This window comes from Echinicola pacifica DSM 19836, from assembly GCF_000373245.1.
GTDB lineage: Bacteria > Bacteroidota > Bacteroidia > Cytophagales > Cyclobacteriaceae > Echinicola > Echinicola pacifica.
In genome coordinates, this window is record NZ_KB890739.1 from 680,934 (window position 1) to 697,569 (window position 16,636).

17 protein-coding genes and 1 other RNA gene are annotated in these 16,636 nt (G+C 42.6%); 12 read left to right on the forward strand and 6 right to left on the reverse strand.

Going from position 1 to position 16,636, the window contains the following annotated elements:
* Nucleotides 1–47: 47 nt before the first annotated feature.
* The 5 genes from B050_RS0107415 to ffs form a co-directional block, all read right to left on the reverse strand.
* Complete coding sequence (locus B050_RS0107415; RefSeq protein WP_018473272.1) at nt 48–1,940, reverse strand: 7TM diverse intracellular signaling domain-containing protein; 1,893 nt, start codon at nt 1,938–1,940, stop codon at nt 48–50.
* 418 nt (nt 1,941–2,358) lie between these two features.
* Nucleotides 2,359–3,066 (reverse strand): cell division ATP-binding protein FtsE, encoded by a 708-nt coding sequence (locus B050_RS0107420; protein ID WP_018473273.1) that lies wholly within the window; start codon nt 3,064–3,066, stop codon nt 2,359–2,361.
* 8 nt (nt 3,067–3,074) lie between these two features.
* Nucleotides 3,075–3,278 (reverse strand): hypothetical protein, encoded by a 204-nt coding sequence (locus tag B050_RS0107425; RefSeq protein ID WP_018473274.1) that lies wholly within the window; start codon nt 3,276–3,278, stop codon nt 3,075–3,077.
* 361 nt (nt 3,279–3,639) lie between these two features.
* Nucleotides 3,640–4,299 carry a fructose-6-phosphate aldolase gene (gene fsa / locus B050_RS0107435; RefSeq protein WP_018473276.1) on the reverse strand — a complete coding sequence of 220 codons (660 nt, stop codon included), beginning with the start codon at nt 4,297–4,299 and terminating at the stop codon, nt 3,640–3,642.
* Nucleotides 4,300–4,411: 112 nt separating this feature from the next.
* Nucleotides 4,412–4,502: signal recognition particle sRNA small type (gene ffs, locus B050_RS23060), an RNA gene on the reverse strand.
* A gap of 425 nt (nt 4,503–4,927) precedes the next feature.
* On the opposite strand from ffs, the gene B050_RS22100 reads away from it, so the two are divergent.
* Complete coding sequence (locus B050_RS22100; protein ID WP_044202070.1) at nt 4,928–5,245, forward strand: hypothetical protein; 318 nt, start codon at nt 4,928–4,930, stop codon at nt 5,243–5,245.
* Here B050_RS22100 and B050_RS0107445 read toward each other — a convergent pair.
* On the reverse strand, nt 5,242–5,469 hold the full coding sequence (locus tag B050_RS0107445) for a hypothetical protein (RefSeq protein WP_018473278.1): 228 nt from the start codon (nt 5,467–5,469) through the stop codon (nt 5,242–5,244). The two genes, B050_RS22100 and B050_RS0107445, sit on opposite strands and share 4 nt — an antisense overlap.
* Before the next feature lie 548 nt (nt 5,470–6,017).
* On the opposite strand from B050_RS0107445, the gene B050_RS0107450 reads away from it, so the two are divergent.
* The 11 genes from B050_RS0107450 (at nt 6,018) to hisA (ending at nt 16,634) form a co-directional block, all read left to right on the forward strand.
* Entirely contained in the window at nt 6,018–7,427 is a 1,410-nt protein-coding gene (locus tag B050_RS0107450; RefSeq protein WP_026235720.1) for an anthranilate synthase component I family protein, read from the forward strand.
* Between the two features lie 300 nt (nt 7,428–7,727).
* Nucleotides 7,728–8,297, forward strand: a complete 570-nt coding sequence (locus tag B050_RS0107455; protein WP_018473280.1) for an anthranilate synthase component II — start codon at nt 7,728–7,730, stop codon at nt 8,295–8,297.
* 76 nt (nt 8,298–8,373) lie between these two features.
* A complete protein-coding gene (trpD, locus tag B050_RS0107460; RefSeq protein ID WP_018473281.1) occupies nt 8,374–9,387 on the forward strand; it encodes an anthranilate phosphoribosyltransferase in 1,014 nt (337 codons plus the stop codon).
* 6 nt (nt 9,388–9,393) lie between these two features.
* Nucleotides 9,394–10,209, forward strand: a complete 816-nt coding sequence (gene trpC, locus B050_RS0107465; protein WP_018473282.1) for an indole-3-glycerol phosphate synthase TrpC — start codon at nt 9,394–9,396, stop codon at nt 10,207–10,209.
* Between the two features lie 7 nt (nt 10,210–10,216).
* On the forward strand, nt 10,217–10,858 hold the full coding sequence (locus B050_RS0107470) for a phosphoribosylanthranilate isomerase (RefSeq protein WP_018473283.1): 642 nt from the start codon (nt 10,217–10,219) through the stop codon (nt 10,856–10,858).
* Nucleotides 10,859–10,940: 82 nt separating this feature from the next.
* Nucleotides 10,941–12,119 (forward strand): tryptophan synthase subunit beta, encoded by a 1,179-nt coding sequence (gene trpB / locus B050_RS0107475; protein WP_026235721.1) that lies wholly within the window; start codon nt 10,941–10,943, stop codon nt 12,117–12,119.
* Nucleotides 12,120–12,217: 98 nt separating this feature from the next.
* A complete protein-coding gene (gene trpA, locus B050_RS0107480) occupies nt 12,218–12,994 on the forward strand; it encodes a tryptophan synthase subunit alpha (protein ID WP_018473285.1) in 777 nt (258 codons plus the stop codon).
* 2 nt (nt 12,995–12,996) lie between these two features.
* Nucleotides 12,997–14,016, forward strand: a complete 1,020-nt coding sequence (gene aroF / locus B050_RS0107485) for a 3-deoxy-7-phosphoheptulonate synthase (RefSeq protein ID WP_018473286.1) — start codon at nt 12,997–12,999, stop codon at nt 14,014–14,016.
* Nucleotides 14,017–14,321: 305 nt separating this feature from the next.
* The gene (locus B050_RS0107495) at nt 14,322–15,110 is read left to right on the forward strand and encodes a phenylalanine 4-monooxygenase (protein WP_018473288.1); all 789 of its coding nucleotides are present in this window, start codon (nt 14,322–14,324) and stop codon (nt 15,108–15,110) included.
* Between the two features lie 217 nt (nt 15,111–15,327).
* Entirely contained in the window at nt 15,328–15,912 is a 585-nt protein-coding gene (gene hisH, locus B050_RS0107500) for an imidazole glycerol phosphate synthase subunit HisH (RefSeq protein ID WP_018473289.1), read from the forward strand.
* 2 nt (nt 15,913–15,914) lie between these two features.
* Entirely contained in the window at nt 15,915–16,634 is a 720-nt protein-coding gene (hisA, locus tag B050_RS0107505; protein ID WP_018473290.1) for a 1-(5-phosphoribosyl)-5-[(5-phosphoribosylamino)methylideneamino]imidazole-4-carboxamide isomerase, read from the forward strand.
* The last annotated feature ends 2 nt before the right edge of the window (nt 16,635–16,636 follow it).

Sequence of the window (16,636 nt, forward strand, 5' to 3'; positions counted from 1 at the left end):
TACAGGCACTATTAACTGTCTGAACCTTGATTTTTATGCTCTCTGAATTATTGCCTGTTTGCCAATTTTTCATCTGCTAGAATCAAAATTTGCTCCCAGTTGGGGTTCGCATTTCCTAGAGCTTCTATATTGGCACGTGTTTTCTTTTTGAAATTCCACACGGTATTCTTTCCTGTCTCCAGCATCTCCGCTAATTCCTCTATTGTCTTTGGTTCATGAGCAGAGATCTGCTCGTAAGCAATATAGAAAGCCTTCTCCAAAGGGAATTTTACCCGATGAAAAATGGTGCCGGCAGTTACTGAGTCGATATGCCCACATTTGCTACATCGTTTGGTAAATAGCTTGGGCCCGGGCGCACTTTTGGTGTTTTCACACTGTCTGCAATGAAAACCTTTGCCCCATTTGCGCTCTTCCAAATACCTCATGCAAGAGGAGCTGTCAGGGAATATTCCTCTAAATTCTTCGTAAGAAAGTAGCTTATTGCTCAATCGGGCCTGGAAAGAGGCTTTTATATTTGACTTTAACTTCCAGTTATCCTTGTCCAGCAGGGAATTGATCCGTTTTATCTCTTCATCTTTTGCCGTCAGCTGCTTATTGTATTCTTCCAGAAGTTCATTTTTATGCGCCAACTGCGAGGTTCGTTCCTTCACCTTGGACTCAAGCTCAAGGGTTACCTTTTCTTTAAGCGTGAAGTTAGTTTCCATTTGCCTAATCGCCCTTTTCATTGCCCGATCCCGATTATCCTTGAGAATGCGGATGCGGTCCCCAAGTGCAAAGGTCAGCAGCAGCATTTCCAACAGGAAGGCAAGGTGCAAACTATAATAGACTAATGTATAATGTGGAATCACCGAGGTGTTGGCAAGGACTTTTATCACCACCCCGAGGAAAAGCAAGCCATAGGCAATCACAAAGAATCGGGCTACCTTATAGCCTCGGGTCCAGATATAGATGCTTCCCGTAAAAATCAGAAAGAAGGGTAATACATCGTAATATTTGATTTCAAATAATTTATAATTCCCTAATAAACCTGCCGCAAATATCATTGATTTCAGGATCAGGGTGGTCAGTAAGGCGATGTGTATTTTTGGAGATCGATATTTGGTGTTAAGGAATTTTATGGAGAATAATACCGCCCATAGCACGATAAAATAACTGAATAGCCCATTCGCAATTTGATTCCAATCTGGATGGCTGGGCCATAAGTATTGGAAAGCAATGCCATCCACACACATGGCGTAAATCCCCACACTGAGTAAATAGAAGGTGTAATAGAGGTATTTGATTTCTCGGATTACCGTATAGACGAGGAGGTTGTATAAGCCGATGATGGCGATCATACCATAGAAGATGCCGTAAGCAAAGTACTCGTTCATGGCATAATTCACAAATCTATTTACTGATCGAATTGCTATTCTGATATCGGCCTTCTGGGATGATCTTACCTTGATATAATAGTTGTCAATACCCGCATTGGTATTGCCTAAGATCAATTCAAAATTTTTGTGGAGAAATTGCCTGGACCTGAAGGGAAGGGCATCCCCCATGGAGAGTTTAGTATATCTTCCCTCTTCATCCGGGATATATACCTCCAGGTAGTCAATGGTCTGATCGTAAAATTCCATCATCCATTTTTTAGCACTTTCAGGTGTTTTTTCCAGAGATATTTTTACCCAGTAAGTATGGTTAATATCAAATTTGTTCTTATTGGCTCCAGGATGGATTTTAAAATTATCCTGGAATTTTGGTGCGGCAATCTTATCAAAGCCTAGTAGGTTTGTACTATCTTCATAAAACTCGAGCTGAGAGATGCCAAAAATTCGCTCATCCAAATTATCGTCAATCTTTAGGGTGGAGGTTCCTGAGATCCTTTGCGCAAAACCCTGAGGGCTGTGCCAGAGCGCCAGCGAAAAGATTAGAAATAGATAAATGCGGATTTTCATTGATTGCTTTCAGGTTATTATATAGGCTCTTCCATGCATTGCTATTGCTATGAGCAAACAAGGTCATGAGGGTTGAAATCCTATTTTCTTAATAAATTCAAAATAGCCAATTGCCAGCTAAATTAACCGATCCAGGCCAATTATGTTCCTTTTTGTTCCATATAAAATAATGAGAGCCATAAGCATCTCAGGACTTGGAGGTGGCTTTTGGTTGGTGGGATCGCCAAACGGTGTTTTGCTACTGATTCAAAGTGCAGGTATCCATCCGATTTATGTGTCATTCGGATGGGTTAATTCTTTGTTTTTCTGAGGGATTTGGAACTTATAGTGCTTGTCTCATATCCATGTGGGGACTATCAGAAGAGATCCGCAGATGGGTTCTGTGAGGAATAGTGTAATTCAGCCTAATGGCCTGTACTTAATAGATCGGCTGGTCCGAAGGTGCTGTTTGGGAATCTATCAGTTTACCCGCATCGCATTTAAGGATTCGATAAGGGTATTTGTTCAATAATTCATAATTATGTGTGGCCATCATAATGGCTGTACCTTGCTTATTAATTTGTTGAAAAAGTTTAAAAATCCCATCGGCTACTTCAGGATCCAGGTTTCCTGTAGGTTCATCGGCGAGTAGGAGTGAAGGTTCGTTGAGCAGTGCCCGGGCGATGACCACACGCTGTTGCTCTCCACCAGAGAGTTGGTGTGGCATCTTAGTGGCAGAGCCGCCCAGCCCCACTCGCATAAGCACTTCCACCATTCTGGATTTCATTTTAGACTTGTCTTTCCAGCCGGTAGCTCTAAGGACAAAATAGAGGTTCTCGGCCACTGTTCTGTCAGTGAATAGCTGAAAATCCTGGAATACTATTCCTAATTTTCTACGCAGGTAAGGGACTTCTTTGGTTTTGATGGAAGTGAGATTGTACCCGGCGATATGCCCTTCGCCCATCTGTAGGGGAAGGTCTGCATATAAGGTTTTGAGTAAGGAACTCTTTCCACTGCCTGTACGGCCAATTAAAAATACAAATTCATCCTTATCAATAGTGAAACTTACATCCTGAAGAATAGCGGTGATCCCCTGAAAGATACAGGCTTTCTCTAAACGGACAACGGGCTCTGTGGAAAATACCATAGTTATGATTACAGTTCTAAACGCTGCAATTTACCAAAGGGAAGTTCCCGAATCAACTTTTCTATTTGTAACTCTTTCCCTTCTAGCCCAAATTTTTCAATATTCTTCAATGGACGGTCAGCACGGAAATAGGCGATCAACACAAAATTCTCATCTCTGATCTGAATATAATCAGGAATTTTAGCTTTGCCTTTTACTTTTATAATATACATATTCCTTAAGGAGTGGGTGATGAAGTGCGAAATTTATTATATAAAATGCTCAAATAAAAGTTTTTACGGTTTTATTCTGTCCTTTGCTGCGTTAAAGATAAAGAACTTTTTTGTAGCTGGAAATAAGAATAAATCGAAATCTAGTGCTAATGTCCTAATAGTAATTTGTCGTTCCGAAATATTTCTAAAATATAAGGAAATATTATTATTTCATGAGCAGGGAAATGTTAATGATGAAATAAAAAAAATGATGAAAATATAGTTAAATGAACTACAGATGAGTAGCAAAAAAAAACCACCAGCCTGTGGAGGTTCTCCGAAGAAAACCAAGGCTGGTGGAAAAATAATTTGAATAGTATTCTTATTTGCCAGATGCTTTGGCGTGATCTTCTAAGAATTTAGCAAGTCCGGATTCAGTCAATGGGTGGTTTAGCAACCCAGTGATTACTTTCAATGGACAAGTAACAACGTCAGCGCCAATTTCGGCACATTTGATAAGGTGCAATGTATGTCTTACCGATGCGGCCAATACTTGAGTATCGTAGCCATAGTTATGGTAAATATGTACAATCTGCTCGATAAGGTCTAAGCCATCTAAAGCGATATCGTCCAATCTTCCAATAAAAGGAGAGAGGTAAGTAGCGCCTGCTTTGGCTGCCAGGATGGCCTGACCTGCAGAGAATACTAAGGTACAATTAGTTCTGATGCCTTCGTTTGAGAAGTATTTGATCGCTTTTACGCCGTCCTTGATCATAGGGATTTTTACTACGATCTTATCGTCGATTTTAGCAAGTTCTTTTCCTTCGCGGATCATTCCGTCAAAGTCGGTAGAGATTACCTCAGCACTTACCTTATCATCAACAATGCCACAGATAGCCTTATAGTGGGCTCTTACATTTTCGTCACCCGTGATGCCTTCTTTAGCCATCAAGGAAGGGTTAGTGGTTACTCCATCCAATACACCTAGGTCATAGGCTTCTTTGATTTCATCCAGATTGGCTGTGTCAATAAAGAATTTCATTTTGTAAAACGGTTTTTTGGTTTTCTATGAATATGGTTTGTAAAGTTAGACCTTTATTTTGAAAGTAATATAAAAATAATAAATGTATTATTGACATTTATTTTAAAGGGTAAAAAATAAGCGGCATCGCACCGCTACAACCACCTACCCTTGCTTCCTTCCGGACCTGGGGGATTTGGCGGGAGCTGGTCGTGCCGCTTGAGTACAAAGGTAAGGTAAAATTTATTCCCTGCAAAACTGTGGGTACAAATTAATATTAAGGCTCCTTAAGAGCTTAATGGTCAATAACAAAAAATAAATAGTAGGTAATATTTGTTCCTCCTCCAATAAGCCTGAGGGTCCATGGACAAACTATCCAGGTGAAATACTAGCATAAAAAGCAGCCATGGTCCCTATATAAACGTTATAGAAAAGCCTAAACTATATACTACAGTAGCGAAGGTGCCTTATTGATAGATTCACATTGGCGCAAGCCAAAGCCATGGGGTTTTCTCCATCCACTGGTAAATATACTAAAGTGATAGGTGATAAAATCCAGGGGGAAATTCTGCGGATCTTCAACGATTTGATTCAGAATAACTTTGGCAATATTCTTGCATTTCGAAGGGTGATAAACGATTATATGAATATGAAAAAACTATTAATTATTCTCTCAATGGCCATTGCAATAGGCGCGATGAGCTCATGTACTGTTTTTAACAAAACGCCTACTTATAAAGTAGGGATGGACGAAAAGGATTTTCTGAAAATGAATCCAACAGCCGTTATCAGCAACCTTGAAGGTCCACAAAAAACGTATAGAGTGGTGCGTGATGACAAATTCTATTTGCTAGCCACCTTTGAAGATGAACAACTCATTAGATTGGAAGAAAAAGAACTTCCTGCCTATTGGAACCAAAACAATTTCCAGCAGCAGGAAGAGAAAAAGGACAAACCGATATATTAACCTAGGCCCTTGAGATAGAGGTTAAACTCTAAAGGGCTACAGTTTTCAAATTCATCAACTTTAAGATCATCATAGATTTCTTCATCGAACTCCATGGTGGTCTTTTCTATTTTTCCCGAAGGGTGAATAATCAATTCAATTCCCGTAAGGTCCTCAGGATTTACCTGAACCAATACCTTATAGTCATCGAAAACTCTTTTATAGTACTTTGCTAGCTTGCTCATAGGAATGCTTTTGTCTCTGGCAAATTTAACTTTATTTTGGTATTTAACGAGATAGGCTAGCGAATATAGTGCTTTAGAGTCTTCAGAATTTTTGTCACAGGATTTTTTATAAGAATAGTAAGATTACTTTTTACTAATTATTTTATAAAAGTAAAAGTGGGGCTTCTTATGCCCAGAATCTAACCATGGAACCTTATAGGCAGGGTTATAGGGCAAAGATAGAAGGATAGCGGAAGGCGATTATGATATCGTCAAATCTTGGTAGCGCTTGTTTATTAGCCCCTTACCTATCAGCTGGGACATAGATAAGTTATCTTTTTGGTAATTTTTATATTGAAAAGTTTTTGGCAGTAAAAATGGCTTTATATATTTGTCTGATATTAAAGCTATGAAAAAAATAAATACTCAATATTGGTGGTGGCATAATCTACTTCTTTCTGGAAAGAACAGCTGATTAGTGCCTAAACCTAAGAGTAAAGTATAATATTACCTTTAGAGGCTTGCTGGAATTCCCCGGTAAGCCTTTTTTATTTTATTCGAAATTAACCATGGACACGAAACAAAACTTCAAGATCAAAACTCGCTACAAGAAACTGCTGGCGGATACCATCACTCCGGTGAGTGTCTATTTGCAAATTCGGGACAAGTTTAAAAATCCCATTTTGCTCGAAAGTTCTGATTACCACGGCCAAGACAATAGTTACTCCTATATATGCTTCAACCCGATGGCCACCTTTTCCTTTGATGGGAAGACGATCACCGAAACCTTCCCGGAGGAGCAGAAGCAGGTCATTACCTTGACGGAGCAGGATAAGTTGGTGGACAAATTAAAGCAATTCTCTGCGCGCTTCGTGGAGGAGGAAAATGACTTTAAATTCATCACCAACGGCCTCTTTGGCTATATGCAGTACGATACGGTGGGGAGCTTTGAGGATATTAATCTTGAGAATACTCAGGAGTCAGAAATTCCACAAGCGTACTATGCCGTGTACAAAAATGTGATCGTAGTGGATCACTTTAAGAACGAGCTGCACCTGTTTGATTATCATATTAATGGGGAAGATGACCGGATCAAAGAGATCGTGACGCTTCTTTATAATAGAAATATCCCCACCTATAGCTTCAAGCTGGATGGTGAGGAGACCTCCAATTACACCGATACGCAGTTTTTGGATATCCTGAGACAGGGTCGCGAGCACTGCTTCAAAGGGGACGTTTTCCAGATTGTATTATCCAGGTCTTTTACCACGGGTTTTAAAGGGGACGAATTTAATGTGTACCGAGCCCTTCGTTCGGTAAACCCATCTCCCTACTTATTCTATTATGATTATGGTTCCTATAAGGTCTTTGGCAGTTCTCCAGAGGCGCAGATAGTGGTGAAGGGGCGCAAGGCTACGATATATCCTATTGCAGGGACTTTTAAGCGAACAGGAAATGATCAGGCCGATGCGGAGCTGGCGCGAAAGTTATATGATGATCCTAAGGAAAATTCGGAGCATGTGATGTTGGTGGATCTAGCTCGCAATGACCTAAGCAGGTCCTCTGTCAAAGTGGAGGTGGAAGTGTTTAAAGAGATTCAGTTTTATTCGCATGTGATCCACCTGGTGTCCAAGGTGACGGGGGTATTGCCAGATTCGGCCAATCCATTGCAGCTGGTGGCTGATACTTTCCCGGCAGGCACCCTGTCTGGCGCACCCAAATATCGAGCTATGGAGCTGATTGATGAACTAGAGAGTACCAGCAGGAAATTCTATGGGGGAGCCATCGGGTTCCTGGGCTTCAATGGGGACTTTAATCATGCGATTCTCATTCGATCATTCGTTTCTCAAAACAATAAGCTTAGGTTCCAAGCCGGAGCAGGGGTGGTGGCCAAGTCCAGTATCGAAAGTGAGCTTCAGGAAGTCGCCAATAAGCTGGAGGCGCTGCGGGTAGCACTTAAGGCAGCCGAGCAGGTATAAATAAAGGGAAGAAAAGCTTCCCTTTAGGATAGATAATGGATTCAGAAGCACGATTGCTAAGAATCTTTTGTTAGGTGTCCTGGAAGGGGAGCCACGAATAGGCTTAGAAAGTAAGCTTTGGTATTCCGTCTGTTGGGAGATTCCTTGAAGGGAATAGCTTCGAACTGACAGGTAAACTAGAAGGGTTTCTTATAGGAACTAGTCGGTTTATTAACGATCTCAAGAAATTTGAAAATGATAAAAAATTGAAAGGGTAGATTTCCATAATTTATATACTTCCGATTTTTCAATTATAAAAAAATGAAAATATTAGTACTCGATAATTACGATTCATTTACCTATAATCTGGTGTATATTGTCAGAGAGTTAGGCTATGGTGCTCAGATGGATATTTTCCGAAATGACAAAATTGCTTTGGAAGATGTAGCAAAATACGATAAGATCTTGCTGTCACCAGGGCCAGGCGTACCGGCTGATGCGGGTATTATGCCTGCTTTGATCCAGAAATATGCCCCCACCAAGGACATTCTAGGCGTGTGCCTGGGCCACCAGGCGATCGGTGAGGCCTTTGGTAGTGGACTAAATAACCTCACGGAAGTGGTCCATGGAGTGGCTTCGGTGGTGAAAGTGCTCGGAGAAGACCTTATTTTTGAAGGGATTCCCTCCTCCTTTAATATAGGCAGGTACCATAGCTGGGTGATCGATGAAGCTAGTCTGTCTGATGAGCTGCTCATCACGGCGAAGACGCCCGATGGACAGATCATGGCTGTCAAACATAAATCATATAAACTCAGAGGTGTGCAATTCCATCCGGAAAGTGTGCTTACAGAGAATGGTGCAAAGATGATCGCAAACTGGCTGGAATCCTAAGCGATCTTCTTACAGTATCCTAAAAAATAAACCACTACTCTATAAATAACCATGGGACCTAAACCCCCTATTCATCATGAAAGAAATCCTAAATCAGCTGATTGAACATAGAACTCTTGGTAAGGAGGAGGCCAGGAAAACACTGAAAAAAATCACCTCCGGGGAATATAACCAAAGTCAAATGGCGGCATTTATGACCGTCTATATGATGCGGAGTATCACTGTGGAGGAGCTGGAAGGCTTCAGGGAAGCCATGCTGGAGCAGTGTATCCCGGTAGAAATAGCCGAATACGATGCCATGGACCTTTGTGGTACTGGTGGTGATGGTAAGGACACCTTTAATATAAGCACCCTGTCCTCCTTTGTGGTGGCAGGAGCTGGTCAGAATGTGGCCAAGCATGGCAATAATGGCGTGTCTTCCATCTGCGGATCCTCCAATTTACTAGCTAATTTTGGCTATGAATTCACTAATAATGTGGATACTATCCGCAAGAACCTCGATGATGCAGGAATATGCTTTTTGCATGCCCCGCTATTCCATCCTGCAATGAAAAACGTGGGTCCTATCCGTAAAGATCTTGGCGTCAAGACCTTCTTCAATATGCTAGGTCCAATGGTGAATCCTAGCTTTCCTAAAAAGCAATTGGTAGGCGTTTTTAGCCTGGAATTGGCGAGGCTGTATGGCTATCTTTATCAGAATAGCGATGTGCAGTTTAGCATCCTTCATGCGCTGGATGGCTATGATGAGATATCTCTGACGGGGGATTTTAAGATGATCTCCAATGATGGCGAGAGGGTGATATCCCCAGCTTCCATCGGTCTTCCAAAGTTGTCCGCTGAAACCATCCAAGGGGGCAACACCATCGAAGAATCTGCCAAGATATTCATGAATATCCTGAAAGGAAAAGGCACTAAATCCCAACAGGCGGTGGTATTGGCAAATTCTGCTGCGGCATTAATCACTGCAGATCCATCCCTAAGTTTTGAGGCGGGGATTGCCAAGGCGGAGGAATCCCTGAATAGTGGCAAGGCATTGGCCACCTTTAATAAATTAGTAAATCCCAAAACGATAATAAGCTTAGCTAAATAATTCAATATGAGTAATATATTAGAAAAAATTATCGCACATAAAAAGGAAGAAGTAGCTGAACGCAAGAGCTTAGTTCCTGTGAAAATGCTGGAAAGAAGTGCTTTTTTTGAAGGAAAGGTCGTTTCTATCCGGAAGTATATCCAGGATCCAGAGAAGACGGGGATTATTGCGGAGTTTAAGCGAAAGTCTCCTTCCAAAGGAATTATAAATAATACGGCCAAGGTGGAGAAGACCAGTATTGGCTATATGCAGTCTGGCGCATCGGCCTTGTCCATCCTTACGGATAAGGAGTTTTTTGGCGGAGCCAATGAGGATTTGACTATTGCTAGAAGATTTAACTTTTGCCCGATTCTAAGAAAGGATTTTGTGATCGATGAGTATCAGATCGTCGAGGCCAAATCCATTGGGGCTGATTGTATCCTGCTTATTGCGGCGGCACTGGAGCCAAAGCGCTTGGAGGAACTCGCAAAGTTTGCTCATTCTTTGGGGCTGGAAGTCCTGATGGAGGTTCATGATCAGGAGGAGCTGGCTGCTTCGCTGAATGATCACTTGGACTTGGTAGGGGTGAATAACCGTAGCCTGAAGACCTTTGAGGTGTCATTGGATACTTCCTTTGACCTGGTGAATAGCATTCCTGATACCTTTGTGAAGATTTCTGAAAGTGGCATTTCCGATCCGAAGACCTTAGTGGAGTTGAAGCGTGCAGGTTTTGATGGGTTTTTGATTGGGGAAAACTTCATGAAGTCCATTCGTCCAAATCAGGCAGCCTTGAATTTCATGAATAAGTTTCGTGAACTGGAAGCCGCATCATTGACCAAATAATAGGGCTATGCTGATCAAAGTCTGTGGCATGCGAGAGGCAGAGAATATCTCTGCCTTGCAACAAGAAGTGAATCCCGACCTAATGGGCTTGATATTCTACCCCAAGTCATCGAGGTATGTGGAAACACCCCAGCCTATCATGTCAAAACTAACTATTCCCAAGGTGGGGGTATTTGTAAATGCCACCGAAGAGGAGCTGCTGGCTACGGCAGAGAAGTACCAACTGGCATACCTGCAGCTGCATGGGGATGAACCTGTGGAGCTGCTGCGAAGCCTGAAGGCTAGGTCCAGGGTGAAATTAATCAAAGTATTCAGGGTGTCAGGCGCAGTGGATTGGCGGGCTTTGGAGGCATATGAATCCTATGTGGATTATTTCTTGTTTGATACACAAACAAAGGCTTATGGTGGCTCAGGCCATCAATTTGATTGGTCAGTATTAGAGGATTACCCTCTCAAAAAGCCCTTTTTGCTCAGTGGGGGCATAGATACCGCAAGCATTCCTGATTTGGTGAGCTTTAGCAAAAAATCCCCAATGATGGCTGGAGTGGATATTAATTCGAAATTCGAAGATAATCCTGCGTTGAAAAACATTCCAGAGCTTAAGAGGTTTAAAGCGTCCTTGCTGGAAGCTTTAGGAGAGAGGGAATAAGCAGCAGTACCCTCCAGGAAGTAGGAGGAATATTTATACAGAAATTCACTTAACTAAATACCCTATACTTATGGGGAAGAATATGATAAAAGTTGATGAGAAGGGTTTTTATGGCAAGTTTGGCGGAGCGTATGTTCCCGAGATGCTATACCCAAATGTGGAAGAATTACGATTGAATTACGAGAAGATCACCGATTCTGAGGATTTTAAGAAGGAGTTTGATCATTTATTACGTGATTATGTTGGGCGGCCTACGCCATTATATTTAGCCGAAAGGCTATCCCAAAAATACGGAGTCAAAATATACCTAAAACGTGAGGACCTATGTCATACGGGCGCACATAAAGTAAATAATACCATTGGTCAGATCATCCTGGCCAAGAAACTAGGTAAGAAGCGCATCATCGCTGAGACCGGTGCAGGACAGCATGGAGTGGCCACGGCTACTGTATGTGCCTTGATGGGCATGGACTGTGTGGTCTATATGGGCGCGCTCGACATGGAGCGACAAAAGCCGAATGTCGAAAGAATGCGAATCCTAGGTGCTGAGGTGGTACCTGCCAATTCTGGTAGCAAAACCCTCAAGGATGCCACCAACGAGGCCATGCGACAATGGATCAATAACCCTGTGGATACTCACTATATCATAGGCTCGGTGGTGGGCCCACATCCTTATCCCGAAATGGTGGCCAGATTCCAATCGATCATCAGCAAGGAAATCAAGATCCAGTTGAAGGAAAAGGAAAACAAGGAAAATCCCGATATCGTCATTGCCTGCGTAGGTGGAGGAAGTAATGCGGCAGGAGCTTTTTATCATTATTATAATTCTCCAGAGGTAAGGCTGGTGGCCGTGGAAGCGGCAGGACTTGGCGTCACTTCCGGCAAGTCCGCAGCGACGACTGCACTGGGCTCTCCAGGTGTCCTGCATGGTAGCAAAACCCTTCTGATGCAGACTGAAGACGGTCAGGTGGTGGAGCCTCATTCTATTTCTGCAGGTTTGGATTATCCGGGCATAGGCCCCGTACATGCCCACTTGTTTGATTCGGGAAGAGGAGAATTCTACGCCGTCGAGGATGAAGATGCCATGAAAGCGGGAATTGAGCTAAGTAGGCTAGAGGGGATTATCCCTGCTATCGAGTCTGCTCATGCCCTAGCCGTGCTGAACCAACTGGAATATAAGGATACTGATGTGATCGTAATCAATCTTTCTGGTCGTGGAGACAAGGACCTTGATACGTATATCAAATGGGGAGGTTATTAATTACCCATTCAACCTGACCGAGCTGGAAGATAGGAAGTGGAGGTTAAGTAGGCGCTTGGTCGAACATGATTTAATTTTCTAGTTTTTAATTAAAGGAGATGAACCGAATAGATCAGTTATTTGAAAATAAAAAGGAGAACATCCTGTCCATTTATTTCACCGCGGGTTTTCCCTCATTGGAGGATACCTTGCCGATAATGCAGGCGATAGAAGAAGCCGGTGGGGATATTATCGAGGTGGGGATGCCTTATTCTGACCCTGTGGCAGATGGGCCGACCATTCAGGAAAGCAATAAAAAAGCCCTGGAGAATGGCATGAATATGAAAAAGCTATTTAGCCAGCTAGGGGATATGAGAGAAACCGTATCACTGCCGGTGGTATTGATGGGCTATTTGAATCCAATCATTCAATATGGTGTGGAGGAATTTTGCAGGAAATGCAAAGAGGTAGGAGTGGATGGACTGATTTTGCCAGACCTTCCGATCCAGGAATATCAAGATGAGTACAAGGAGACATTTGATAAATATGACCTGCGGAATACCTTCTTGATTTCTCCACAGACCAGCGAGCAACGTATTCGCACGATCGATGAGCAGTCAGATGGCTTTATATATATGGTAAGTTCGCATGGGGTTACCGGCGCAAAGTCGGGGATAAGCGAGGAGCAAGAGGCTTATTTCGAGAGAGTAAAAGCGATGAACTTGAAGAACCCACGGCTTATAGGCTTCGGTATTTCAGATCATAAGACATTTAGCACGGCCTCCTCTTATTGCAATGGAGCCATTATCGGAAGTGCTTTTATCAAAGTACTTCAGGATGCTGATGACCTTAGTACATCAGTTAAGAATTATATTCAGGGAGTAAAACAAGGATAAACATGATTATACAAACCAAACCTGACATTTCTCAGGCTCAGAAAGAAAGCTTGATCAAGGAAATCAATCGCTTAGGGTATAAAATTACTGAGGTGATCACTCAGGCGGGTACCTACCTGGTGGGAATCGGCAATGCTGAATTTGATATCCGGAAGTTTGGCCATCATGAAGGAATTCAGGATATCCATATTGTTTCTGACGCCTATAAGCTTGTGTCCAAGAAATGGAAGGTAAAGCCTACCTCGATAGACTTGGGAGATGATGTCTATATCAAAGAGGGAGATATGGCGATAATGGCTGGTCCTTGTTCCATCGAGAATGAGGAGCAGATCGTCAAGGTGATCGATCACCTAAAAGCCAATAATATTAAGATCATGCGCGGTGGGGTGTATAAGCCACGAAGCAGCCCGTATGCCTTCCGAGGTTTGGGGATCGAAGGACTGAAGTTATGGTATGACCTCGCCAGCAAGGCAGGTATCAAGATCGTGACTGAGGTGATGCAGGTTTCTCAGATAGAAGAAATGATGGACTATGTGGACATCTTTCAGGTGGGAGCAAGAAATACTCAGAACTTCAATTTGTTAGATGAGCTGGGGAAGGTCGATAAGCCTGTGATGATCAAGCGGGGGATTTCCGGTACCATAGAGGAGCTTCTTCAATCAGCGGAATATGTGTTCTCTGGGGGGAATGAAAAGCTCATTCTTTGTGAGCGAGGCATTCGTACGTATGAGAAAGCCACGAGAAATACCTTGGATCTAAATTCAGTGCCGGTGCTTAAGGACAAGTCGCATTTACCAGTGGTGGTGGATCCATCTCACGGAATTGGCATTCGGAAGTTTGTGCATCAGATGGCTTTGGCTGGCGTGATGGCTGGGGCTGATGGGATAATTTACGAGACACATGAGATCCCGGAAAAGGCCTATTCTGATGGTCAGCAGACCTTGGATTTTGCTCAAAGTGCGCAGCTTACAGATCAAATCCGAAAAACTTTCTCCATGAGAAAATCCTTTGATTTGTTATAAATAGTAGTGTTTATTTGTTTTTAAGGGTTTGAATTGGGGAATGTTAAAATTTAATTTCATTAATTAATTTGTGAAAAAAGATCAAAGCCCTATATTTGCCTTTGTCAAAATGAAAAATCAGATCGCACAATATCATAGCTATTATTACCATTATTTTCCTGTCAAGGATTAGGGGTAAAGCGGTGTGCCTTACGTGATAAACATATATTATCAAGCCTAATCCTTCGCGGGGTTAGGCTTTTTTTGTTTTGAACCTCTGGTAAAAATGACCGTAAATAAAACTATGCATTCAACCCAACTATAAAATGGAGATAAAAAATGCCAATTGGGTCTTTATGGACCCGAGATTAGAATCGATGTCTCAGGATTACAGTGCTTATACTGCCGAGGATTTTGAAGTGTGGAAGGTGCTCTATGAGCGTCAGATCGTAAACTTACCCAATGCAGCATCTCAAGCCTACCTTGATGGAATTAAGGAAATAGGATTTACCGCTGACCGTATCGCTAACTTTGAGGAGGCCACGGAAAATTTGGCACAATCCACCGGCTGGGCTATTCAGGTGGTGCCAGGATTGATAGACGATGACCTGTTCTTTGGCTTGCTGAAAAATAGACGCTTCCCCTCTTCCACCTGGCTGCGTAAGATGGAGCAATTAGACTACCTGGAAGAACCAGATATGTTTCATGATGCCTTCGCACATATGCCTCTTCTGACCAATCAGCCTTATGTTGATTTTCTGGAGAAATTGAGCGGTATTGCTTTAAAGCACATTGATAATCCTTGGGCGATTCATCTCTTGTCCCGAATCTATTGGTTTACGATAGAGTTTGGCCTGATCAGAGAGGATGGCAAGCTAAGGATATATGGAGCGGGTATCCTGAGCTCTGCAGGTGAGACTAAGTTTAGCCTATCCACTGAGCCCGAGCATCTGGAATATGATGTAAAGAAAATCATGAAAACGGCTTATTTCAAAAATAAATTTCAAGATAAATACTTCATCATTGAAGGGTATGAGCAGCTGTATAATTCTCTACCTGAGATCGAGTCCATACTGGAAGAAGAGCTTGCGGAAAAGGCCCGGGAGCAAGAATAAAAGAGGTGAATAAAAGCCTAGTTTCTGGCCATCTTGCCAAATAGAAGTGTGGATAGCTTCATAAATAGGGAATAATGTTTAATTTTGGACTGCTAATAAGATCCATTCCTTCGGGAAGACAGTCAGATCAAAAAAAGCATACAAACCAAAGTGATAGGCCTCAAAACTTCCTTTAGGAATTTGAGGTCTATTTGACTTTTAAGCGATGAAGATATAAATGGAAGTAGCCATTATAAAATATAATTCTGGTAATGTGCTTTCGGTGCTTTATGCACTGGAGCGTCTGGGAGTTCAGGCAAAATTGACCGATGATCCTGAGGAAATAAAAAAGGCCGATAAGGTGATCTTTCCCGGTCAGGGGGAGGCCAGCTCTGCTATGAAATACCTCCGGGAGAAAAAGCTGGATCTGCTGATCAAAGATTTGGATCAGCCGTTTTTTGGGATCTGTTTGGGTCAGCAACTGCTTTGCAGCCATAGCGAGGAGAATGATACCAGCTGCTTGGGGATTTTTCCTATTCAGGTAAAGAAATTCCCCCCTTTGGACAAGGTGCCTCATGTGGGCTGGAATAACCTTGAAAACATCAATAGTCCCTTGCTTGCTGAGGTGACCGAGGAGGATTATGTCTATTATGTCCATAGCTATTATGCAGAGCTTCACCCGGAATATACCATAGCGAGCACACATTATTTGGAGGATTTTAGCGCTTTATTGCACAAGGATAATTATTATGCGATGCAAGCGCACCCTGAAAAAAGCAGCCTAGCCGGACAGAAAATATTAACCAACTTCTTGAAACTTTAATTATGGAAATTATTCCAGCAATAGATATTATAGGTGGCAAATGCGTTCGCCTTACCCAAGGGGATTATGAGCAAAAAAAAGAGTATGCTGATAATCCACTTGAAGTAGCACAGAAATTTGAGTCCGCAGGAATCAGACGCTTGCATCTGGTGGATTTGGATGGAGCCAAAGCCAAGACTATCGTCAATAAAGCGGTGTTGGAATCCATTGCAAAAAACACCTCTCTGAAAGTAGATTTTGGTGGAGGAGTGCAGTCGGATGAGACCATTCAGATGGCTTTTGAGGCAGGGGCGGTACAGGTGACTGGCGGAAGTATAGCGGTGAAAAACCCTGATTTATTTGAGGGCTGGATCACAAAGCATGGAGCCGAGAAGATCATCCTGGGGGCTGATGCCAAAGACCGAAAAATTGCCATTAGCGGCTGGGAAGAGACCACCGAAGCCGATGTGATCGACTTTATCAAGAATTATGTGCAGAAGGGGATTTCCTATGTGATCTGTACTGATGTCGCCAAGGACGGACTCCTCCAAGGCCCTTCAGTGGACTTGTATAAGGAGATTTTGCAAGAAATCCCTGGTGTCAAGCTTATCGCTAGTGGGGGTGTATCGAAGATGGAAGACTTGGAAGACTTGCAGAAGATAGGCGTATATGGGACCATAGTAGGGAAGGCTTTTTATGAAGGTAGAATTACCTTGGAACAACTAGCTTCATTTGTGAAATAATA